Below are 20453 nucleotides of genomic sequence, written 5' to 3' on the forward strand. Positions count from 1 at the left end.
CGGCGCGCCGTCACCGGTCGGCGGGTACTCCGTTCGACGCAACCGCGCGGCACACCGGCGGCGCCCACGGTTCACATCCGTCGGATCCGCAGATAGCGCCTCAGGTCGGGAAACACCTCCGCGCCGATGGCCACCAGGGCCGCCAGGGCCGCTCCGCCGATGACGAACTTCTTCATCCCGTCTCTCCTCGTGTCGAGATCCCACCGGCCGTGGCCCGCGGCGCGGACTCTCCCGGCTCGCCGCCGTGCAGCAGCTCTTCGATCAGCCGGACGGCCTCCGGCACGGCGTCGGACACCGGCGCGCTGAGGCCGATGCCCTCGTCCACCGAGGCCGGTTCGCAGCCGACGACCAGGACGCGGCGCGGTGGTTCGCCGCCCGTCCCGGCGCACAGGGCGCCCAGCAGGGCGAGGACGGTGTCCGGGGTCATCCGGTGGCCGTCCAGCGCGGGCGCGGGGGGCGAGGGGCTCGCGCCGCCGACGTCGTGTTCGATCACGTACAGGGTGCCGGGGGCTTCGCCGCGCGCCGTGGCGTCCACCAGGACGAGGGTGTCGTAGCCGTCCAGGAGCTGGTAGGCGAGGTGCACTCCGCGCACGCCGATGTCCACGACCTCGACGTCCGCGGGCAGGCCGCGCTCGGCGAGCCGGCGGGCCGTCTCCACGCCGAAGCCGTCGTCCGAGAGGAAGACGTTGCCGATGCCCGCGACGAGCGTCCTGGGGCCTGCCGGTGGGGAGGGGTTCATGCCTCGTCCTCCGGCAGGGTGACCTCGTCGGGCTGGAAGTACAGGAACCGTCCCTGCTCGCGGCGGATGTCGGCGCCCGGGTCACCCTCGACGGTGACCGCCAGGTGCACCCCGCCGTCGACGTCGTGCAGCACCGCCTCGACCTTCGCGGTGCGGCCGTGCAGGAAGATGTCCTGCGCGTCGGTGCGACGCCGGCCCGGGCGCAACGCGACGCGGCTGCCCTTGCCCACCCGCCGGCCGTCCACGACGACGTGGTCGCGCGCCGGGTCGAAGCCCGCCTCGCTCGCGGGGTCCCACCAGGGTGTGTCCGGGCGCTGCACCCCGTACTCGTCGGGGAAGCCGTCGTCCGGGGCCGCGGGGCCCCGGCCGGTCGCCTCGCGCAGACCGCGCACCGCCCCGTGCAGCCGCTCCAGAACCTCCGCCGGCATCGAGTCCGCCAGCTCGATCACGGCGGCCGCCCGCTCGTCGGTGCCGCGGGCCTCGCGCTTCTCCTCGTCGGTGAGGGCCGCGGTGCGCAGCGCGAGGATCTCGTCGATCTCGGTGGCGTCGTAGAGCGCGCCGGGACTCTCCGGCGCGATGGCCGGATGGTCCTCCAGGATGATCGGCGAGGACAGCACGAGGTCGGCGCTGCCTGGCTCGCCGGCGAGGACGGGCCAGGTGTGCAGGTTGCGGCAGGCGGCGACCGCGCCCTTCGCCCACTCCGGGGGATCGGTCATCGACAGGAACGATCCGGCGCTGAGGGCCATGAGGGTGTGGGTGGCCACCAGGGAGTGCGGCAGCGCCGCGTCCCGGCCGGCGTCACGGCCGTCGGACGACGTCCAGTCGCTGGTGTTCTCGACGACGGCGGTCAGCCGCACGGCCCGGTAGGGACCGTCGAGCTCGCGGGCGGACAGCCGGATCGTCCCGCTGATCTCCTCGCGCCGCCGCAGCAGTCGGCCCACGACGCGGCCGGCCGCGTCCAGGACCGGTTCGGCGTCCTCCCCGGCGGGGCGCCGGAAGGGGTGCGTGACACCGTCGCCGAGGAGGTCCTCCACCGGGGCGACCACCTCGACGCGCTCCTCGGTCCCCTCGTCCCAGGGCATCAGCACCCGGTCTTCGAGGCGGAGTTCGGCGACCGTGTCGAAGCCGCCGTCCGGGCGGGCCCGCTGCACCGTGCGCCGGCGGGCGTGCAGGAAGCGCACCTCGACCGAGAGGGTCGCGCCCTCCTTCGGTTCCATCAGGCATTCGGTGTGCTGGAAGTCGTGCTCCTCGCACTCGGCGCCCCAGCCGGGCGGCACCAGCACGCCGAACTGCCAGCGCAGCCGGTTCTTGGCCGCCGAGGCGCGGTACGGGTAGAGCACATAGCCCTCGAAGAGGACGGCGTCGGCCACCTGCCGGGCCAGGGCGAACCGCGCCTCCGTCTCGGAGGCGAACGCGGTGACGGTCACGGATCCGTCCTTTTGGTGGTGCCGGTGAGCGCGCGCAGCGGGTCGCCGCGGGGCGGGTCGACGGCGCCGCCGTCGTCGAGGAGGGCCTTGAGGGTCGCCTCCCAGGAGGGCAGCGCGCGCCGGGAGCGGTAGGCGAGGAGGGCGTCCATGGTGTCGCGCGGCAGCCGGATCCAGCCGCATCCGGGGAAGTGCTGCTCGATCATCTCCCGCCAGGTCGCGACCGGCATCCGGTAGGCCGCCTCCCGGTCCCACGGGACCGGCTCGACCCGGAAGCCGCCCGCTCCGGTGAACGCCGTACCGGAGAACAGCATCAGCAGCGGGACCTCGCCGTCGGTGAGAGCGGTGAGGTACCGGGTGGCCGCGATGTCCATGTCGTAGGTGCAGGGCACCACCAGGTCGGCCTCGGTCTCACCGGTGAAACCGGGGACCATGACCGAGATCTGGGCGAACTGCACCGGCTGGAGTGTGCTGCCCCAGCGGGAACGCTCGCCGAAGAGGTCCGCGAGGCCGTCGGCCTCGGCGGACCCGTAGCCGCGGCGGGCCGGTTCGACGCGGATCTGGCAGCGCAGCGCGAGGGCGTGCACCGGGGTGTCGCCGGACGCGGTGACGCGCAGCCGGAAGACGAGGGTCGGTCCGGCGGCGTACCGGTCGGCGCGGACGCCGGTGCAGGCGAAGGAGAACTCCGTCACGGGCGCACCGCCTCGTCCACCGGCCGGGCCCGACGCAGGACGTCCGCGAAGAACGCGTCCAGCGCGGCGCGGGCCTCGGCTCCGCCGTCGAAGCCCTGCCACAACAGGCGCATACGGCCGACGAGTTCGTAGCAGACGTCGATCGGTACGAGGTGGCATTCGAAGCGGCCGTCGGTGCGGCGCAGCAGCAGCGCCTCGACATCGGGTTCGAGGAGTTCGGCAAGGGGGCTGCGGCCGAGGACCGCCGTCCAGGTCGCCGGTTCGAGTTCGCTCTCGGTGGCCCCGGCCGGGCTCGGGTAGAGGGCGACCAGCCGGTCGAGCGCCGCGTTGCGGAACAGGAAGGCGACGCCGACCGGGATCTGCAACGCGTCCCACGCGCTCTCGTCGAGGCGGTGGCCGGGGTCGGTGAGGTAGCGGGACGGGACGGTGCGGAAGCGGCCCGCGGCGGCGCCCGGCTGTTCCATCAGCAGCGCACAGGCGGCGCAGGCGCAGACGAGGGCGCGTTTCTCGGTGTCGACCAGGTGGCGATGGTCCGCCTCGGGCACGGTCACCGCGCACAGTTCGCAGCGCTCGGGCCGGGGCGGTCGCTCGGTGCGGAACCTGCGCAGGCCCACGACGGGGTGCGCCCGGCGGACGGGCGCGGGGGATGCGCTCATCGGGTCCCCGTCGGCGCCGGCCCGGTACCGATCTGGAGGAGCGCGGGCCCGGCGGGCGCGGTCCGTACGTCGACGGCGGTGACCTCCGGGGCGAAGCAGGCGAGGGCTGTCCGCGCGGCTTCCCGGGCGCTCGCGCCGGAGCCGCAACCGCAGCCCCCGGCCTCCCGGGACCGCAGGGTCAGGGTGCCGCTCTCCTCGTCGAAGTCCACGACGTCCAGGGCGTGTTCCCGGACGCTGTCGAGGGCACGGGCGATGCGGGTGTCGCGGTCCTCGGGGTGCAGGTCGTGCAGAACGAGGAGGCTCGCGACGAGTTCGTCGCCGAGCAGGTGGGCGAGGGCGTCGCCCGGCGGAGCGGCGGAGAGCAGGTGGAGGACGCGGGCCAGGCCGGAGCCGTAGAAGTCCATGAGGGAGCGGACCAGTTCCTCGGCCGCCGCCGCGGCGGCCGGGTCGCTCCCGGCCAGCCGGTCCAGCACCTCCTCGACCCGGCGCCCGGTCTGTTCCGCGTCGACGGGTCGCGCCGCCGTCGGCGCGCTCATCCGCCCAGTCCGCTCAGGCCGGTGGGCACGTGCATCGACTTCACCGTCTTGCCGCCGCCGACGTACATGTGTACGCCGCAGGGCAGGCAGGGGTCGAAGCTGCGGACGGCGCGCATGATGTCGATGCCCTTGAAGTTCTCCGGGGTGTTCTCCTCGAAGATCGGGGTGTTCTGCACGGCGTCCTCGTAGGGGCCCGGGGTGCCGTAGGTGTCGCGGACGCTCGCGTTCCAGGGAGTGGGCGGATACGGGTGGTAGTTGGCGATCTTGCCGTCCCGGATGACCATGTGGTGGGAGAGGACTCCGCGGACCGCCTCGGTGAAGCCGACGCCGATCCCCTCCTGCGGCACCTCGAACTTCTCCCAGGTCTGGGTGCGTCCGGCGCGGACCTCCTCCAGCCCCTTCTCCGCGAAGTGCAGCGCGACGGCGGCGGAGTACGCCTGGAAGTAGGTGCGCGCGCGGTTGCGTTCCAGCGCGTTGGACCACTTCGGGATCTTCCACTCGAAGGTGGTCTCCGGCTTGGTCATGGTGCGCGGCAGGTTGATGACCACGCTGTGCCCGGTGGCCTTGACGTAGCCGATGTCGACGAGCCCGGACAGGGCGGTGGACCACAGGCGGGCGATGGGGCCGCCGCCGGTGTCCAGGGCGAGGTGGTCCTTGCCGTCGAACCAGCGGGGGGACATGACCCAGCTGTACTTGTCGTCGAAGTCCCGCTTCTGCGGGGCGGGGATGGTGTGCTGGTTCCACGGGTGGCGCGGGTCCACCGGGTTGCCGAGCGGGTCGTGGGTGACGAACTGCTGCTGGCCCTGCCAGTCCTCGTAGTAGGAGCTGCCCAGCAGGATGCGGATGCCGAGGTTGATCTCGGTGAGGTCGTTGGTGACCAGCTTGCCGTCGACGATGATGCCGGGCGTGACGAACATCCGCCGGCCCCAGTCCGTCATGTTGGCGTAGGTGAAGTCGCAGTACTCCGGGTCGTTCAGCGCGCCCCAGCAGCCGAGCAGGACACGGCGGCGGCCCACCTCCTCGTAGCCGGGCAGCGCCTCGTAGAAGAAGTCGAACAGGTCGTCGTGCAGGGGGACGACGCGCTTCATGAACTCGACGTAGCGCATCAGGCGGCTGAGGTAGTCCGTGAAGAGCTGCACGGAGGCGATGGTGCCGACGCCGCCCGGGTAGAGGGTGGAGGGGTGCACATGGCGGCCCTCCATCAGGCAGAACATCTCGCGTGTGTAGCGGCTGACCTGGAGGGCCTCGCGGTAGAACTCCCCTTCGAGGGGGTTCAGCGAGCGCATGATGTCGGCGATGGTGCGGTAGCCGTGCTCGGCCGCGTGCGGGGCCTCGGTGCGCTCGGCGAGTTCGAGGACGCCGGGGTTGGTCTCCCTGACCATCTTCTCGCAGTAGTCGACCCCTACCAGGTTCTCCTGGAAGATGTTGTGGTCGAACATGTACTCGGCGGACTCGCCGAGGTTGATGATCCACTCGGCGAGGTGCGGAGGCTTCACGCCGTAAGCCATGTTCTGCGCGTACACCGAGCAGGTGGCGTGGTTGTCGCCGCAGATCCCGCAGATGCGGCTGGTGATGAAGTGGGCGTCGCGCGGGTCCTTGCCGCGCATGAAGACGCTGTAGCCGCGGAACACCGACGATGTGCTGTAGCACTCCGCGACCCGCTTCTGCTTGAAGTCGATCTTCGTGTGGATGCCCAGGCTGCCCACGATCCGGGTGATCGGGTCCCAGGCCATCTCCACCAGGCCGCTGCCGTCACCGGCCGCCTTCGTCGTTGCCATCGTCTTTGCCGTGCCCTTCGTTGCGCGGGAGGTCGGGTCGTGGGGTGCGCGAAGCAGAAGCGAGTCGGTCGTGGGTCACGCGCGGTCGGTCGGGGCGGGGCGTCACCAGGGCGGCCGGTAACCGGTGGTGATCTTCTCTCCGGTACGGCGCCACCTGGGCTCCTTCTCCACCGTCTTCGCCGTGATCGAGCGCAGCTTGCGCACCACGGCTCCGTAGGCGCCGCTGGCCGTGCTGGAGACCTTGGCGCCGGGGGGTTCGTCCATGAACGGCATGAACTTGTCGGGGAACCCGGGCATGGTGCAGGCGATGCAGATGCCGCCGACGTTCGGGCAGCCGCCGATCCCGTTCATCCACCCGCGCTTGGGCACGTTGCACTTGACGACCGGCCCCCAGCAGCCCAGCTTGACCAGGCACTTCGGGGAGTCGTACGACAGGGCGAACTCGCCCTGCTCGTAGTAGCCCGCACGGTCGCATCCCTCGTGGACCGTGGCCCCGAACAGCCAGGTGGGCCGCAGCTTGTCGTCGAGCGGGATCATCGGCGCGGCGCCGGTCGCCTGGTAGAGCAGATACGTGAGCGTCTCGGAGAAGTTGTCGGGCTGGATGGGACAGCCGGGGACGCACACGATGGGGATGCCGGCGTGGGACTTCCAGTCCCAGCCGAGGTAGTCGGGCACGCCCATCGCGCCGGTCGGGTTGCCCGCCATGGCGTGGATGCCGCCGTAGGTGGCGCAGGTGCCGATCGCGACGACCGCCAGGGCCTTCGGGGCCAGCCGGTCGATCCACTCGCTGGTGGTGATGGGCTGACCGGTCTCCGGGTCGTCGCCGAACCCGCACCAGTAGCCCTCGGGCTTGATCGCCTCGTTGGGGATGGACCCCTCGACGACCAGCACGAACGGGTCGATCTCGCCCCGCTCCCCCTTGAAGAACCACTCGATGAACGTGTCCGAGCCGCCGATCGGACCGCATTCGAAGTCGATCAGCGGCCAGTGGACGGCGATCTTCGGCAGCCCCGGCAGCACGCCGAGCACGATCTCCTCGATGCTCGGCTGCATGGCCGCGGTCAGCGCGACGGAGTCGCCGTCGCAGCTCAGACCCGCGTTGATCCAGAGAATGTGGATCGTGGGTGTCTCGTCGGCGGGCGCAGCGCCGTCCGTCTTCGCCGTCGCCTCAGTCATGGGACCGCCTCCTGGGGAGGTAAGGGATGAAAGCCTGCGTTTCGGCCGTCGGTTTCTTCGTAACAGCCGCGGGGCCGTGATGAGACGCCGACGAGGGCCGTTCAGGTGACGTCCGCGGCAGAGGGGGTCGGGCCGGTTTCCGCAACCGCGGCCGGGCGAAGGTGCGGCGGGGTGCACGAGGGCCGCTCCTTGTGGACGAAGCTACGACGCAGTGCGTGATAGGGCGCGTCGGGATCGTCGAAGGTCCGGCGCATCCGGGTGAGCTCCCGCTCACGGAAGCCGGCCAGCGGGGTCGCGCTCTGCAGCCGGTCCAGCTCCGTCTTCTTGGCGGCGATCCGTGACGCGGTCCCCGGCAGTGCGGCCAGCCGCACCGCCAGGCCCCCGACCTCCCGCGCGAACCCGCCGGGACCGCTGTCGACGACGCGGTCGACGAGCCCGAGGCGCAGCGCGCCCGCCGAGCTCACCGGCAGGGCGTCGCGCAGGAGCCGCTCGGCCGTCTCGGGGCCCACCCTGCGCGGCAGCGTGTGGGTCCAGTACTCCGAGCCGTACAGGCCCATCAGGCGGTAGTGCGGGTTCAGCACGGCCCCCGAGCGGCACCACACCTCGTCGGCCGCCAGGGCGAGCATGACCCCGCCCGCCGCGGCGTTGCCCGCGACCGCCGAGACCACCAGCCGGTCCGTCGTCGTCAGGACCGCCTCGACCAGGTCGTCGATCGCGTTGATGTTCGCCCAGGACTCGGCGGCGGGATCGTCGGCCGCCTCGATGACGTTGAGGTGGATCCCGTTGGAGAAGAAGTCCCGGTCGCCGCCCAGCACCAGGACCGACGTGGGACGCGCGCACGCTTCCCGGTAGGCGTCCAGCAGACGCCGGCACTGCTCGGTGCTCATGGCGCCGCCGGGGAAGGAGAAGGAGAGGAAGCCCGCCTCGCCGTCCTCGCGGTAGCGGATGTCCGCCCAGGTGCGGTCCCGGTCGCCGGGCGAGAGGGGCGCCGGCCTCTCGGGCAGCGGCGGCAGCCGGTCCCCCAGGGCCCGCACGGCGGGCAGCTTGAACGTGGGGGGCCGACCGGGTTCGCGCCGGGGCCGCAGTTCGGGGATCCACACGGCGCCGTCCCGGGTGGCCCGGCAGATCGCCCCGGCCCTGGTCGCCAGCAGCTCGCCGGGCCGGCCGCGCAGCACGCCCTCGGGGTGACCGCCGTGCAGGTACCACTCGCCCCCGAGCAGCGTGTCCAGCACTCCGGGCTGCGAGTCCGCCGCCCTCAGCTTGCGCAGCACGGTGCGCGTGGAGTCCTCCGCCCAGTCGATCCGCCGGACGCTCTGGTCGAGGTACGGACGCGTACGCAGGCGGGCGTCCGCCGCGCGGGCCGCGTCCTGCCTGAGCGGCACGTGGGCGCCCCCGGCGAAGCGCTCCACGGCGAGCAGGACGGCCTCGAGTGCGGCATCGGCGATCTCGCCCCGGTACAGCTCGCTCTTGGACGCCTCGGGAAGCCGGCAGGGCGCCTCGGCCCACACATCGCCGGCGTCCATCTCCGCGTCGGCCTGCAGGACGGTGACGCCCCACTGGTCGACGCCCTCGTGGATCGCCCAGTCCAGGGAGGAGGGCCCGCGGTCGCCCACGGGCCCCGGATGGACGACGAAGCAGGGATACGCCGCCCAGACCTCCTCGGGGATCGCCGACTTCAGCATCGGCGCCACGACCAGCTGGGGCGCATGGCGCCGCACGGCATCCGGCAGCGAGCCGCCCGGCAGGGCGAGTTCCACCGCCACCCGGTGGCCGCGGTCGCGCAGCTCGGCGTGGACGCGCTGGGTGAGGCTGTTGAACGCACTGGCCAGGATCAGGATGTGCACGGCTGCCTCCGGGCGGGCGGGCGAACGGCAGGCAGCGATGGCCACCGACGCGATCCTCGGCCACGGCGGACCGCCGTCCCCGGCGGCAGGCGGCACGGTCATCCGAAAGCGGGCGCCGCTCCGCCGTCCGGCCTCACCGGCCACCGCCCGCGGCGGCACGGACGCCCCGGCGTCACCGGCTCAGCGGTTCCCGATGATCACCGTCGTCGCAGGCCGCCGGCGATGCGCTCTCACGGGGAGCGGGTGGCGCCGAAACGGGTCTCGTGCGCCCAGATGTGGGTGCACGAGCGGCACTGGAGGTGGAGCAGGCTGCCGACGTGGGAGAGCAGGTAGCGCCAGTGCTCGGAGCAGGTGCGTCCCTGCTCGCACGTGGCGCACCCGCGACGGTCGTCGCAGTTCGGGCAGGCCACCCAGGCGCGGCGCCCCAGGTCCGCGTGCGGGTCAAGCGGCAGCATGGCCGTCTCCTCGCCGCGGAAGCACACCGGCCGAGACCAGCTCGTCGTACACACGCTGTTGCTCCGCGCTGAGGCCGGAGTACAGCAGCCCGTACGCCGCCTCCTCGCCGCGCAGTGCGGCGACGGGGTCCCAGTCGGGGCCGAGAGCGTCCAGGACGTGGGCGCGCCGGAGCATGTCGTGTGCGCCGAGGTCGACGACCAGGTCGGCCGTGGGCAGGGCGTCGGGCCGGTCCGCCGCGGGCCTGCTCGCCGCGGCGGGTTCGTCCGGGTCGCCGGGAAGAGCGCGGTCGTGGGTGGACATGCGACCGAACGTAGGGAAGCGATCCTCGTCCGGGCAAGAGCGGGTGGGAGACGTCACAACGGAACCGCCTGTCGGCGGGGCGGCGGCCTGAAGGGCGCCTCGGGACCGATTCGTCCGTATACGCACCAATGTCCCGGCGAAGTCGGCGCCTTGGCGCGGCACTTCGTCACCGGCCGTGCACGCAGCGAGTTTTCGCTTCCGCCCCACAGGGAGTCGTGTGACACTGGCGTCCACCGTCCGCATCGCGGACTCCGTCCGCACCGTCCCCCACGAAAGTGCGCCGTGCGCTCTCTGCCCCTGCCGCTCGCCCTCACCGCGCGTCTGACCCCCGTGGTCGTCCTCGCCTGTGCGGGCTGGGCGATGTCGTCCGGCCCGCCCACCGAAACACGGGACACCGCGGCCGAGGACACCCGCACGACCCAGTCCGAGAAGGCGTCCGAGCCGTCCACGACGGCCGTGTCCAAGACCTACGGCGCCGCGCCCGCGCCCTGTGCCAGTGTCGCCGCGAAGACGGTCTCCGCGCTGGTGCCGGGGGCCAAGACGGCCGGCAAGGAGATCCCGTCCACGGACACCTCGCTGCGCCGCACCTGCTCGTGGAACGCCCTCAAGGGGTACGACTACCGCTGGCTCGACATCTCCTTCGAGATCGCGGACTCGGACGACGCGGCGCGCAGTTCCTACCAGGAGCGCGTCAAGGAGAAGAGCGGCGGCGGGACGGTGCCGGGGCTCGGCAGCGCGGCCTACTCCGTGGTCAACCTGACGACGCAGGACAAGCAGCAGACCCGCGAGGGCGTCGTCATCGCCCAGGTGTCCAACGCCTTGGTCGTCGTCAACTACAACGGCAGCGACTTCGAGTCGAAGAAGGCCCCCGGCACCGACGAGATCAACAAGGGCGCCATCAAGGCGGCCAAGGAAGCGGTGGCCGCCCTGCAGAGCGGCCGCAAGAGCTGATCGATCCGCACGCGACGGCCGCAGGGGCGCGAGCGCTCCTTTGGCCGTAGCGTGCGGTGTCGCCGCCGTCGTGCGTGTCAGACGGCGGTTTCCTCCCGGCGCCCGCGCAGCAGCATCAGGGCCAGGTAGACGACGGTCGAGGCGCCGAGGCCGACCGCCCAGCCGTAGTCGGCGAGGGGTTCCAGCGCCGGGATCGGCCGACCGTCGATCAGCGGCTTGAAGTCGGCGCCGCCGACGGCCAGCACTCCGCCGGTCACGAAGGCCGCCACGGCCCGCCAGTTCCAGCCGGCGTCGTACCAGTAGCGGCCGCCCCTGCGGTACAGGTCCGTCAGGTCGAGCTTGCCGCGGCGCAGGATCCAGTAGTCGGCGATGAGGATGCCGGCCACCGTGCCCAGCAGACCGCCGACCAGGCCGAGCCAGGTGAAGATGTAGCCCTGCGGGTCGGAGTACAGCTTCCACGGGAAGATCAGCACGCCGAGGACACAGGTGGCCAGCGCGCCGGTGCGGAAACTGATCCTGCGCGGCGCGATGTTGGAGAAGTCGAAGGCCGGCGAGACGAGGTTGGCGGCGATGTTCACCGACAGGGTCGCCACCAGGACGGTCACCAGCGCGAACAGCAGCCCGAAGACGTTGTCCGTCTTGGCGGCGAGCTGTACCGGGTCCCAGATCGTCTCGCCGTAGACGGCCTGTGAACCGGAGGTGACGAGCACCGACAGCAGGGCGAACAGGGTCATGGTCGTGGGAAGGCCGAGCGCCTGCCCCCAGGTCTGCGCCTTCTGCGACGTGCCGTAGCGGGTGAAGTCGGGGATGTTCAGCGACAGCGTCGACCAGAAGCCGATCATGCCCATGAGGGACGGCCAGAACAGCTTCCAGAAGTCGCCGCCCCAGCCGAGCTTGGACGGCTGGTCCAGCAACGGGCCGAAACCGCCTGCCTTGTCGCTCATCCAGACCAGCATCACGAGCGCGCCGACGAGCACGAAGGGCGCCGCCCAGTTCTCGAAGCGGCGGATCGTGTCCATGCCCCGGTAGATGACGGCGACCTGGAGCACCCAGAAGAGCGCGAACGACAGCCACATGGTCCAGGCGTAGCCGCCGATCTTCCCCGCGTCGGACCAGCCGGCGCCGATCAGCTTCCCGGCGAGGAAGTAGATCGCCTCGCCGCCGATCCAGGTCTGGATGCCGAACCAGCCGCAGGCCACCAACGCCCGGACGACGGCGGGGAGGTTGGCGCCGCGGACGCCGAACGAGGCGCGGGCGAAGACCGGGAAGGGGATCCCGTACTTCGGGCCCGCGTGCCCGGTGAGCAGCATCGGCGCCAGCACGATGAGGTTGGCCAGGCCGATGGTGAACACCGCCTGCTTCCAGTCCATGCCGACGGCGATCAGACCGGAGGCCAGCGTCCACGACGCCGTGTTGTGGGCCATGCCGACCCACAGCGCGGAGAAGTTGTAGGTGGTCCAGGTGCGCTTCTCCACGGGGACCGGCAGCAGGTCCTCGTTGGCGTACGGGCCGCTGGGCTGCGGCGAACCAGGGGCGATCTCCACCCGGCCGTCGGCCAGGGTGACGTGAGCGGTCGGCGGTATGGCCGTGGGAGCGGTGTCGGTCATGGGCAGGCCAATCAAACGAGGGGCGGATCCGGAAAGGCCGTGCGGGTCTCCGGTCCCCTCCTCCGGGGAGGTGGAGGAGGGGAGAACTGGAGTGGGGGGATGGGGAGTTGCTCCTGAGGACAGGCGGACGGGGCCCCTGGGGACGGGCGGGGTCAGGCGTTGACGGCCGGGATCACCGTCGTGCCGTACGCGTCGATGGTGGCCTCCTGCGCGTCGTGCATGTCGTAGACGGCGAACTGGTCGACGCCCAGTTCGCGCAGCGCGGTCAGCTTCTCGACATGTTTCTCGACGGGTCCGATGACGCAGAACCGTTCGACGATCTCGTCGGGCACGAACGCCGTGTCGGGGTTGTCGGCGCGCCCGTGGTGGGAGTAGTCGTAGCCCTCGCGGGACTTGATGTAGTCGGTGAGCTCGTCGGGGACGGCGGCGGAGTGCGCGCCGTACTTGGAGACGAGGTCGGCGACGTGGTTGCCCACCATGCCGCCGAACCACCGGCACTGCTCCCGCGCGTGGGCCAGCGCCTCGGGCGAGTCGTCCTCGGTGACGTAGGCCGGGGCGGCGACGCAGATCTTCACCTCGGCCGGGTCCCGGCCGGCGGCGACGGCGGCGTCCTTGACGGCCTTCACCATGTACTCGGTCAGGTACAGGTCGGCGAGTTGCAGGATGAAGCCGTCGGCCTCCTCGCCGGTCATCTTCAGCGCCTTGGGACCGTACGCCGCCATCCAGACGGGGAGCCTGGCGTCCTCCTTGATCCAGGGGAACCTGACGACCGTGCCGCCGAGATCGGCCTCCTGACCGGAGCCGAGCGCCCTGATGACCTTCATGGCCTCGCTGATCCGGGCCAGGGTGTTCGGGGCGCGTCCCGCGACGCGCATCGCGGAGTCGCCGCGGCCGATGCCGCACACGGTCCGGTTGCCGAACATGTCGTTGAGGGTGGCGAAGGTGGAGGCGGTGACCTCCCAGGTGCGGGTGCCGGGGTTGGTCACCATGGGCCCGACCGTCAACGTCTGCGTGTTCGCCAGGATCTGACTGTAGATCACGAACGGTTCCTGCCAGAGCACGGCGGAGTCGAAGGTCCAGCCGTGCGTGAAGCCGTTGCGCTCGGCGCGCTGCATCAGGCTGACGACCTTGGAGGCCGGCGGGTCGGTCTGCAGGACGAGTCCGAAGTCCATGTGCGCTGCTCCTAGTTGAGGTACTGGCAGGTGGAGCGCGGGGTGTAGACGCCGTGACCGGCGTGTCCGGTGTACTCCCGCTCGGTGATGACGGGCACGCCGCGCGACAGGACCGTCTCGACCCGGCCGGTGAGCCGCTTGCCCTCGTACGCCGAGTAGTCGACGTTCATGTGATGCGTCTCGGCGGACACGATCTGCTCGGCGTGCGGGTCGTAGACGACGACGTCGGCGTCGGCGCCGGGCGCGATGGTGCCCTTCTTGGGGTACATGCCGAACATGCGGGCCGGGGTGGCGCAGGCGATCTCGATCCAGCGGCGGCGGCTGATGTGCCCGTCCACGACGGCCTGGTGCAGCAGGTCCATACGGTTCTCGACGCCCGGCAGACCGTTGGGGATCTTCGAGAAGTCGCCCCGGCCGAGTTCCTTCTGGCCCACGAAGCAGAAGGGGCAGTGGTCGGTGGAGACGACCTGGAGATCATTGGTCCTCAGGCCCTGCCACAGCTTGGCCTGGTGCTCCCTGGGCCGCAGCGGCGTCGAGCACACGTACTTCGACCCCTCGAAGCCGGGCTCCGCGAGGTTGTCCGTCGACAGGAACAGATACTGCGGGCAGGTCTCGCCGAAGACGTTGAGTCCCTCGTCGCGGGCCCGGGCCAGTTCCGCGACCGCCTCCATGGCCGACACGTGCACCACGTACAGCGGCGCCCCGGCGACCTGCGCGAGCTTGATGGCGCGGTGGGTGGCCTCCGCCTCCAGGAGGGCCTTGCGCACCTCCCCGTGGTAGCGCGGATCCGACTCGCCGCGCGCCAGCGCCTGTTCGACCAGGACGTCGATGGCGATGCCGTTCTCGGCGTGCATCATGATCAGTCCGCCGTTCTCGGCGGAGCGCTGCATGGCGCGCAGGATCTGGCCGTCGTCGCTGTAGAAGACGCCGGGGTACGCCATGAACTGCTTGAAGGAGGTGACGCCCTCCTCCACCAGACGGTCCATCTCCTTGAGCGTGTCCTGGTTCACGTCGGAGACGATCATGTGGAAGCCGTAGTCGATCGCGCAGTTGCCCTCAGCCTTGGCGTGCCAGGCGTCGAGGCCCTCGCGCAGGCTGTGCCCCACGCTCTGCACGGCGAAGTCGACGATCGTCGTCGTGCCGCCCCAGGCGGCCGCCCGGGTGCCGGTCTCGAAGGTGTCGGAGGCGAAGGTGCCGCCGAACGGCAGCTCCATATGGGTGTGGACGTCGACCCCGCCCGGGATCACGTACTTCCCGGTCGCGTCGATGACGTGCCCGGCGCTCCAGGCCTCGGCGGCCGGGGTGCCCGAGGCGGCGAGGGCGGCGACACGGCCGTCCTCGATCAGGACGTCGGCGTGGATCTCGTCGGACGCGGTGATGACGAGGCCACCCCGGATGACGGTACGGCTGCTCATACTCCCTCTCCTGCCGTGTTCAACACTGGTGTCGTGCCCGGCGGTCGCCGCCGGTCCGGCCCCCCTGCTGCGGACCGGCGGCGGCCGTGGCCGACTACGGTGCGGTCAGCGGGGGGTAGGCGTCGGGGCGGCGGTCCCGGTAGAACTGCCAGCGGTCGCGCACCTCGCGCAGTTTGGCCATGTCGAGGTCGCGGACGACGAGCTCGCTCTCCTTGTCGCTCGCCACCTCGCCGACGAACTGGGCCTCCGGGTCCACGAAGTACGAGGTCCCGTAGAAGTCGTTGTCGCCGAGTTCCTCCACGCCGACCCGGTTGATCGCGCCGACGAAGTACTCGTTGGCGACCGCGGCCGCCGGCTGCTCCAGCTGCCACAGGTAGGCGGACAGCCCGCGCGAGGTCGCCGAGGGGTTGAAGACGATCTCCGCGCCCTCCAGCCCCAGCGCGCGCCAGCCCTCGGGGAAGTGGCGGTCGTAGCAGATGTAGACCCCGACCTTGCCGACGGCCGTGTCGAAGACCGGCCACCCCGCGTTCCCGGGCCGGAAGTAGAACTTCTCCCAGAAGCCCTTCACCTGCGGGATGTGGTGCTTGCGGTACTTGCCGAGGTACGAGCCGTCCGCGTCGATCACGGCGGCGGTGTTGTAGAGGACGCCCGGCTGCTCCTCCTCGTACATCGGCAGCACCAGGACGATGCCGTGCTCCTCGGCGAGCGCCTGGAACCGCCTGACGATCGGCCCGTCCGGGATCCGCTCGGCGTACTCGTAGAACTGCGGGTCCTGCACCTGGCAGAAGTACGGCCCGTAGAAGAGCTCCTGGAAGCACAGGACCTGAGCACCCTGCGCGGCCGCGTCGCGGACCGCCTGCTCGTGCACCTGGATCATCGATTCCTTGTCGCCGGTCCAGGCCGTCTGGAAGATCGCGGCACGGATCACTCTGCTCATCGGGACCTCCGGTCACTCGGTGTACGAGGAGCCTAGGAAGCCGGCCGGGCTGGTCTGAGTGGCACGCTGTCACGCCTGAGGGCGTCCGGCGTGCCACCGTGTCACGTCTTCGCCGGCCCATGTCTCACCACCGTTTTCCCAGGTCGTCGCGTGTTTCCGGAGAGTTGCCCGCGCCGCGCGGTCAGCTTTGCTGCGCATCGTGCGCGAGGAGCGCGATATGCACCGAGGCGGCCTGTTCGAAGTCGTCGAGGTCCACGCCGAGCCGGCCTTCTATGGCCTCCAGCCGGCGGTACAGCGCGGGCCGGGAGACGTGGTGGAGCTGCGCGGTGCGGGACTTGTTGCGGCCGGTGGCCAGATACGTCCGCAGGACGGCGAGCAGGTCGTCGCCGGCCGCGCACAGCAGCCCGTCCAGCTCGCGCTCGGCGAAGGACTGCACGTGCGGGTCGTCCCGCAGCAGCCGGACCAGGCCGCGCAGATGGACGTCCTTGAGGCGGACGACGGCCGGGAGGTCGAGCCCGGCCGAGGAGTCGGCGACCGCGTCCGCGACGTGCTGGGCCTCGCGCAGCCCGGCCGGCACGTCCTGCCACTCGGTTCGCGGGCCGGCCGCCGCGACGACCGTGCGGGGCTGTCCCGGCTCGGTGCGCAGCCGGGCGGCGAAGTGGGCGGCGAGCGCCTCGGCGTCCTGGTCGCGGGCGAGGCTGAGCAGGACGGCGGTGGCCCCGTCGGCGAGCTCGGCCACCAGCCCCGGCAGGCCGAGCAGCCGCAGCGTCCGTTCGAGCCGGGCCGGGTCGCCGTCGCGGACGACGAGCGGGACGAAGGTGCGCCGGTTGACCGGCAGGCCCGCCGCCCGGGCCCGGGGCAGCAGGTGGCGCGCCGGCACGACGCCGGAGACCAGGTCGGTGAGCAGGCTCTGCGCGGACTGCTCCTCCCAGGTGTGGGCGGAGGCGCCGCCGAGCATGCGGTGCAGGACGAGGGCCTCGGCGGCCCGGTCGGCGAGCAGCCGCCCGCCCGCGGTGTCGCCGCGGTGGCCGCACAGCATGATCTGCCCCCACCGCTCGCCGCGTCCGCCCAGTTCGGCGCGGATCCAGCCGTCGCCCTCGCAGCCGCCGGCCTGGCGCGCGATGCGCTCCCAGTCCCGCAGCACGTCGTCGACCGCCGACCGCTCCCCCGCCGTGGCCAGCACCCGGTGGGCGAGATTGGTGACGACGACGGGACAGGCGGCGTGCTGCGCGATCACGTCGAGCAGCTGCTGGAGCGGGGCGCCCGCGGTGATCAGTCCCGTGAGGGCGGTCCGCACCGCCTCCGACAGGCTGACGGCGGCGAACTTGCGCCGGACCAGACGGGACTGGACCTCCTCGGTCAGCTCGGCGAAGGGGAACGGACGGTGGAGCACCACCATGGGCAGTCCGCACCGCTCGGCGGCGCGCCGCATCACGTCCGGCGGGGTGGGGAAGGCCCGTCCCAACCCCAGCACCACGGCCGCGGCCTCGGCGCGGTGCAGGGACCGGATGTACTCGGTCTGCGCGTTGTCGTCGCCGGCGAGCAGCACACCGGTGGTCAGGACCATCTCGCCGCCGCTGAGCATCACGCCGACGTCGGCCGCCTCGGCGACGTGCACCCAGCGCACCGGCCGGTCGAGCTGGCCCGCGCCGGCCACCACCTCCGGCTCACCGGCCAGCACCCTTTCCAGCGCCAGGACCTGACGGACCGACAGGGCGGGTTCCAGCGGCTCCACGGGACCCCAGGGCTCCAAGGCGATGGTCATGTCGATGTGTTCCCTTGCTCAGGCAGGCGCTAGCGCGTGCTCCCCAGCGAGCTCTCCAGGATCGCGGCGCCCTCCTCGGCCTCCGCCACGGTCAGCGACAGCGGCGGGGCGATGCGCAGGGCGCTGGTGTCGTGGCCGCCGCCCTTGCCGATCAGCAGGCCGCCGGCGCGGGCGGCCTCCAGCACGGCGGCCGCGCGGTCCGGGTCGGCCAGGTCGGTGCCGGGCCGGGTCAGCTCGACGCCGATCATCAGTCCGCGTCCGCGCACCTCCCGCACGCCCGGGTCCTGGGCGGCGACGGCCCGCAGCCGCTCGATGAGCAGTCCGCCGACCCGTCGGGCGTTGCCCTGCAGATCGTGTTCCAGCAGGTAGGAGAGGTTGGCGAGACCGGCGGCCATGGTGAGCTGGGTGCCGCCGAAGGTGGAGATGCTGTTGGCGTCCAGGCAGTTCATGATCTCCGAGCGGGCGATGACGCCGCCGATGGACGTGCCGTTGCCGATGCCCTTGGCGAAGGTGACGATGTCCGGCGGGCCGTTGCGGGCGTGCGCCTGCCAGCCCCAGAAGTGCTCTCCGGTGCGGCCCCAGCCGGTCTGGACCTCGTCGGCGATCCACAGGATCCCGTGGGCGTCCAGCACCTCGCGGAAGGCCGCGTACAGGCCGTCCGGGGGCGAGGTGAACCCGCCGACGCCCTGGACGGGCTCGGCGATCAGGGCCGCGGGCGCCCGGGTGTGCCCGAGCAGGTCCTTCAGGTCCGCCACGCAGGCCTCGACGAACGCCGCGTCGTCGAGGCCGGCGAACGGGCCGCGCCCGCGCACCCCGCCGTGCACGTACAGCGTCTGCAGCGGGGACAGCGAGGTCGGCGACCAGCCGCGGTTGCCGGTGATGCCGACCGCGCTGAAGGACCGCCCGTGGTAACTGTTGCGCATGGCCAGAACGGTGTTGCTGCGCCGGTAGGCGGTGGCGAGCAGCAGCGCCGTGTCGTTGGCCTCGGTGCCCGAGGTGGTGAAGAAGACCCGGGCGTCGGGGATGCCGCTGACGTGCGCGATGCGCTCGGCGAGTTCGACCATGGGCCGGTTGAGGTAGAGCGTCGAGGAGTGGACGATCCGCCCGGCCTGCTCGCTCACCGCCTTGGTGACCTCGGGCAGCGCGTGCGCGGTCATGGTGGTGAGGATGCCGCCGAAGAAGTCGAGGTACCGGTTGCCCTCGGCGTCCCAGACGTGCCGGCCCTCGCCGTGGGTGATCTCCAGCGGGTCCTCGTAGTAGAGGGCGAGCCAGTCCGGCAGGACGTTGCGGTGGCGGTCGTGGAGTTCGCTCACGGCTGCACCAGTCCGTCGTAGGCGTCGGGGCGGCGGTCGCGGTAGAAGGCCCACTGCTGCCGGACCTCCTCGACGAGGTCGAAGTCGAGGTCCCGGACGACGAGCTCCTCGTCCCGGTCGCTGGCGACGTCCCCGACGAACTTCCCGCGCGGGTCGACGAAGTAGGAGGTCCCGTAGAAGTCGTTGTCCCCGTACTCCTCGACGCCGACCCGGTTGATCGCGGCGACGAAGTACTCGTTGGCGACGGCGGCCGCCGGCTGCTCCAGCTGCCACAGGTGGGCGGAGAGGCCGCGGTGGGTGGCGGACGGGTTGTAGACCAACTGGGCTCCCTGCAAGCCCAGTTCACGCCATCCCTCGGGGAAGTGCCGGTCGTAGCAGATGTACACCCCGACCCGGCCGACGGCCGTGTCGAAGACGGGCCAGCCGGCGTTGCCCGGCCGGAAGTAGTACTTCTCCCAGAAGCCCTTCACCTGCGGGATGTGGTGCTTGCGGTACTTGCCGAGGTAGGAGCCGTCGGCGTCGATCACGGCGGCGGTGTTGTAGTAGAACCCGGACTGCTCGACCTCGAAGACCGGCACGACGATCACCATGCCCGTCTCGCGCGCGAGCTCCTGCATACGACGCACGGTCGGCCCGTCGGGGACGGGCTCGGCCCAGCGGTAGTGCTCCGGCTCCTGGACCTGGCAGAAGTAGGGAGCGTTGAAGACCTCCTGGAACCCGATGATCTTCGCGCCCCGGCGGGCCGCCTCACGGGCGTACTCCTCGTGTTTCGCCACCATGGACTCGGTGTCGCCGGTCCAGGCGGCCTGGACCAGTGCGGCACGTACGACGTTGGCCATGAGCTGCTCCTTCGACAGGACGTCAGAGCCTCTACGCCCGTAGACGAAGGTCGTAGAGGGACGAACGTAAGCCTCCTGGACGGGCTTGCCAAGACCATCGTCGTTAACCCGCGGAGTCGATCGCGTTTCACACTCCTGTGGGTGAGTCGCGGGGCGTCCGGCCCAGCGGCGGCCGGGCCGGCCGGCCCGGCCGGAGGCGTTCCGCGCCCGCGGCGGCCCCGCTCAGGCCGTGAACCCGGCGACCCGCAGGGCGTGCACCAGGTCCCAGCGGCGTTCCTCGGAGACCGCCCCGGCGGCCTGCAGCAGCAGGGGGACGAGGGCCTGCGGGTCCGGGGCGACGCTGCGGGCGGCCTCCTCCGGGGTGCGGACCCGGACGTAGGCGTCGAGCAGCGCGCGGGCCTCGCGCCGTCGGCCCTCACCGAGCAGCGCCAGGACGGCCTGTCCGATCTCGGCGGCCGGACGGGCGACCCCTTGCCGCAGGATCTGCTCTCCGTCGCCGGTGCGCCCCACGGCGACCAGCGCGTCGGCCGCGGCGACGAGCCGGTCGGCCGGCAGGGAGGCCGCCTCCCAGAGCAGGGTGGTCCAGTCGGCGGCGAGCCCGGTGCGCTGCAGTTCGGCCGCGAGCAGCGGGATGCGGGCGGCCGGCCAGCAGGCGAGTTCCGCCAGCAGGGCGTGGGCCTCGCCGCTGCGGCCCTCGGCCCGCAGCCCCACCAGCCGTCGCACCGCCTCGACGGTGTCCCGCCGGGCGGCCGCGTCCAGCGGCTCGCGCCGCGGCTCGGCGTCGCGCTCCACGTCCTCGGCGGCGGCCCCGGCGAAGCGGGCGCCGCGCAGGATGCGGCGCGCGGGCGCCGCG

General features: G+C 71.9%; 19 protein-coding genes and 1 pseudogene. 1 reads left to right on the top strand and 19 read right to left on the bottom strand.

What is annotated here, in order from left to right:
* Positions 1–71: 71 nt before the first annotated feature.
* The 11 genes from ACFVYK_RS06455 to ACFVYK_RS06505 all read right to left on the bottom strand — a co-directional run bounded on the left by ACFVYK_RS06455 (position 72) and on the right by ACFVYK_RS06505 (position 9601).
* Entirely contained in the window at positions 72–176 is a 105-nt protein-coding gene (locus ACFVYK_RS06455) for a DUF6893 family small protein (protein WP_389769277.1), read from the bottom strand.
* Positions 173–739, bottom strand: a complete 567-nt coding sequence (locus tag ACFVYK_RS06460; RefSeq protein WP_389769279.1) for a hydrogenase maturation protease — start codon at positions 737–739, stop codon at positions 173–175. Before ACFVYK_RS06460 ends, ACFVYK_RS06455 begins: the two co-directional genes overlap by 4 nt.
* Complete coding sequence (locus ACFVYK_RS06465; protein WP_389769281.1) at positions 736–2166, bottom strand: hypothetical protein; 1431 nt, start codon at positions 2164–2166, stop codon at positions 736–738. The genes ACFVYK_RS06460 and ACFVYK_RS06465 overlap by 4 nt, the downstream gene beginning before the upstream one ends.
* The gene (locus ACFVYK_RS06470) at positions 2163–2855 is read right to left on the bottom strand and encodes a DUF6084 family protein (protein ID WP_389769283.1); all 693 of its coding nucleotides are present in this window, start codon (positions 2853–2855) and stop codon (positions 2163–2165) included. The genes ACFVYK_RS06465 and ACFVYK_RS06470 overlap by 4 nt, the downstream gene beginning before the upstream one ends.
* Positions 2852–3511: a DUF5947 family protein gene (locus ACFVYK_RS06475; RefSeq protein ID WP_389769286.1), complete on the bottom strand. Its 660-nt coding sequence runs from the start codon at positions 3509–3511 to the stop codon at positions 2852–2854. The genes ACFVYK_RS06470 and ACFVYK_RS06475 overlap by 4 nt, the downstream gene beginning before the upstream one ends.
* Entirely contained in the window at positions 3508–4047 is a 540-nt protein-coding gene (locus ACFVYK_RS06480) for a hypothetical protein (protein WP_389769287.1), read from the bottom strand. The genes ACFVYK_RS06475 and ACFVYK_RS06480 overlap by 4 nt, the downstream gene beginning before the upstream one ends.
* Positions 4044–5825: a nickel-dependent hydrogenase large subunit gene (locus ACFVYK_RS06485; RefSeq protein ID WP_389769290.1), complete on the bottom strand. Its 1782-nt coding sequence runs from the start codon at positions 5823–5825 to the stop codon at positions 4044–4046. Before ACFVYK_RS06485 ends, ACFVYK_RS06480 begins: the two co-directional genes overlap by 4 nt.
* 102 nt (positions 5826–5927) lie before the next feature.
* Complete coding sequence (locus ACFVYK_RS06490; protein ID WP_389769293.1) at positions 5928–7001, bottom strand: hydrogenase expression protein HypE; 1074 nt, start codon at positions 6999–7001, stop codon at positions 5928–5930.
* A gap of 101 nt (positions 7002–7102) precedes the next feature.
* A complete protein-coding gene (locus ACFVYK_RS06495) occupies positions 7103–8845 on the bottom strand; it encodes a hydrogenase maturation protein (RefSeq protein ID WP_389769348.1) in 1743 nt (580 codons plus the stop codon).
* Positions 8846–9075: 230 nt separating this feature from the next.
* Complete coding sequence (locus ACFVYK_RS06500) at positions 9076–9300, bottom strand: hypothetical protein (RefSeq protein ID WP_389769295.1); 225 nt, start codon at positions 9298–9300, stop codon at positions 9076–9078.
* Positions 9287–9601 (bottom strand): DUF6400 family protein, encoded by a 315-nt coding sequence (locus ACFVYK_RS06505; protein ID WP_389769298.1) that lies wholly within the window; start codon positions 9599–9601, stop codon positions 9287–9289. Before ACFVYK_RS06505 ends, ACFVYK_RS06500 begins: the two co-directional genes overlap by 14 nt.
* A gap of 282 nt (positions 9602–9883) precedes the next feature.
* Here ACFVYK_RS06505 and ACFVYK_RS06510 point away from each other — a divergent pair, with 282 nt between their 5' ends.
* On the top strand, positions 9884–10552 hold the full coding sequence (locus ACFVYK_RS06510; RefSeq protein WP_389769301.1) for a hypothetical protein: 669 nt from the start codon (positions 9884–9886) through the stop codon (positions 10550–10552).
* Between the two features lie 77 nt (positions 10553–10629).
* On the opposite strand, the gene ACFVYK_RS06515 is transcribed toward ACFVYK_RS06510, so the two are convergent.
* The 8 genes and pseudogenes from ACFVYK_RS06515 to ACFVYK_RS06550 form a co-directional block, all read right to left on the bottom strand.
* The gene (locus tag ACFVYK_RS06515; protein WP_389769304.1) at positions 10630–12159 is read right to left on the bottom strand and encodes an NCS1 family nucleobase:cation symporter-1; all 1530 of its coding nucleotides are present in this window, start codon (positions 12157–12159) and stop codon (positions 10630–10632) included.
* A 152-nt stretch (positions 12160–12311) separates the two neighbouring features.
* Positions 12312–13331, bottom strand: a complete 1020-nt coding sequence (locus ACFVYK_RS06520) for a TIGR03842 family LLM class F420-dependent oxidoreductase (RefSeq protein WP_389769307.1) — start codon at positions 13329–13331, stop codon at positions 12312–12314.
* 11 nt (positions 13332–13342) lie between these two features.
* Positions 13343–14746, bottom strand: a complete 1404-nt coding sequence (hydA, locus tag ACFVYK_RS06525; RefSeq protein WP_389769310.1) for a dihydropyrimidinase — start codon at positions 14744–14746, stop codon at positions 13343–13345.
* A gap of 94 nt (positions 14747–14840) precedes the next feature.
* On the bottom strand, positions 14841–15683 hold the full coding sequence (locus ACFVYK_RS06530) for a nitrilase-related carbon-nitrogen hydrolase (RefSeq protein WP_389769313.1): 843 nt from the start codon (positions 15681–15683) through the stop codon (positions 14841–14843).
* A gap of 181 nt (positions 15684–15864) precedes the next feature.
* Positions 15865–17448: a PucR family transcriptional regulator gene (locus ACFVYK_RS06535; protein WP_389769316.1), complete on the bottom strand. Its 1584-nt coding sequence runs from the start codon at positions 17446–17448 to the stop codon at positions 15865–15867.
* 29 nt (positions 17449–17477) lie between these two features.
* Positions 17478–18761, bottom strand: coding sequence for an aspartate aminotransferase family protein (locus tag ACFVYK_RS06540; RefSeq protein WP_389769318.1), 1284 nt, complete (start codon positions 18759–18761; stop codon positions 17478–17480).
* Positions 18758–19600, bottom strand: a complete 843-nt coding sequence (locus tag ACFVYK_RS06545; protein WP_389769321.1) for a nitrilase-related carbon-nitrogen hydrolase — start codon at positions 19598–19600, stop codon at positions 18758–18760. The genes ACFVYK_RS06540 and ACFVYK_RS06545 overlap by 4 nt, the downstream gene beginning before the upstream one ends.
* A 222-nt stretch (positions 19601–19822) precedes the next feature.
* Positions 19823–20453, bottom strand: a pseudogene (locus ACFVYK_RS06550) (hypothetical protein); the annotation flags it as partial.

It is taken from the genome of Streptomyces sp. NPDC058291 (assembly GCF_042880855.1).
Lineage (GTDB): Bacteria > Actinomycetota > Actinomycetes > Streptomycetales > Streptomycetaceae > Streptomyces.

Excerpts from the sequence above, each read along its gene's own strand:
- ACFVYK_RS06500 (WP_389769295.1), bottom strand. The coding sequence starts at position 9,300 with ATGCTGCCGCTTGACCCGCACGCGGACCTGGGGCGCCGCGCCTGGGTG.
- ACFVYK_RS06515 (WP_389769304.1), bottom strand. The coding sequence starts at position 12,159 with ATGACCGACACCGCTCCCACGGCCATACCGCCGACCGCTCACGTCACC.
- ACFVYK_RS06460 (WP_389769279.1), bottom strand. The coding sequence starts at position 739 with ATGAACCCCTCCCCACCGGCAGGCCCCAGGACGCTCGTCGCGGGCATC.
- hydA (WP_389769310.1), bottom strand. The coding sequence starts at position 14,746 with ATGAGCAGCCGTACCGTCATCCGGGGTGGCCTCGTCATCACCGCGTCC.
- ACFVYK_RS06475 (WP_389769286.1), bottom strand. The coding sequence starts at position 3,511 with ATGAGCGCATCCCCCGCGCCCGTCCGCCGGGCGCACCCCGTCGTGGGC.
- ACFVYK_RS06545 (WP_389769321.1), bottom strand. The coding sequence starts at position 19,600 with ATGGCCAACGTCGTACGTGCCGCACTGGTCCAGGCCGCCTGGACCGGC.
- ACFVYK_RS06490 (WP_389769293.1), bottom strand. The coding sequence starts at position 7,001 with ATGACTGAGGCGACGGCGAAGACGGACGGCGCTGCGCCCGCCGACGAG.
- ACFVYK_RS06505 (WP_389769298.1), bottom strand. The coding sequence starts at position 9,601 with ATGTCCACCCACGACCGCGCTCTTCCCGGCGACCCGGACGAACCCGCC.
- ACFVYK_RS06520 (WP_389769307.1), bottom strand. The coding sequence starts at position 13,331 with ATGGACTTCGGACTCGTCCTGCAGACCGACCCGCCGGCCTCCAAGGTC.
- ACFVYK_RS06535 (WP_389769316.1), bottom strand. The coding sequence starts at position 17,448 with ATGACCATCGCCTTGGAGCCCTGGGGTCCCGTGGAGCCGCTGGAACCC.
- ACFVYK_RS06530 (WP_389769313.1), bottom strand. The coding sequence starts at position 15,683 with ATGAGCAGAGTGATCCGTGCCGCGATCTTCCAGACGGCCTGGACCGGC.
- ACFVYK_RS06485 (WP_389769290.1), bottom strand. The coding sequence starts at position 5,825 with ATGGCAACGACGAAGGCGGCCGGTGACGGCAGCGGCCTGGTGGAGATG.
- ACFVYK_RS06455 (WP_389769277.1), bottom strand. The coding sequence starts at position 176 with ATGAAGAAGTTCGTCATCGGCGGAGCGGCCCTGGCGGCCCTGGTGGCC.
- ACFVYK_RS06480 (WP_389769287.1), bottom strand. The coding sequence starts at position 4,047 with ATGAGCGCGCCGACGGCGGCGCGACCCGTCGACGCGGAACAGACCGGG.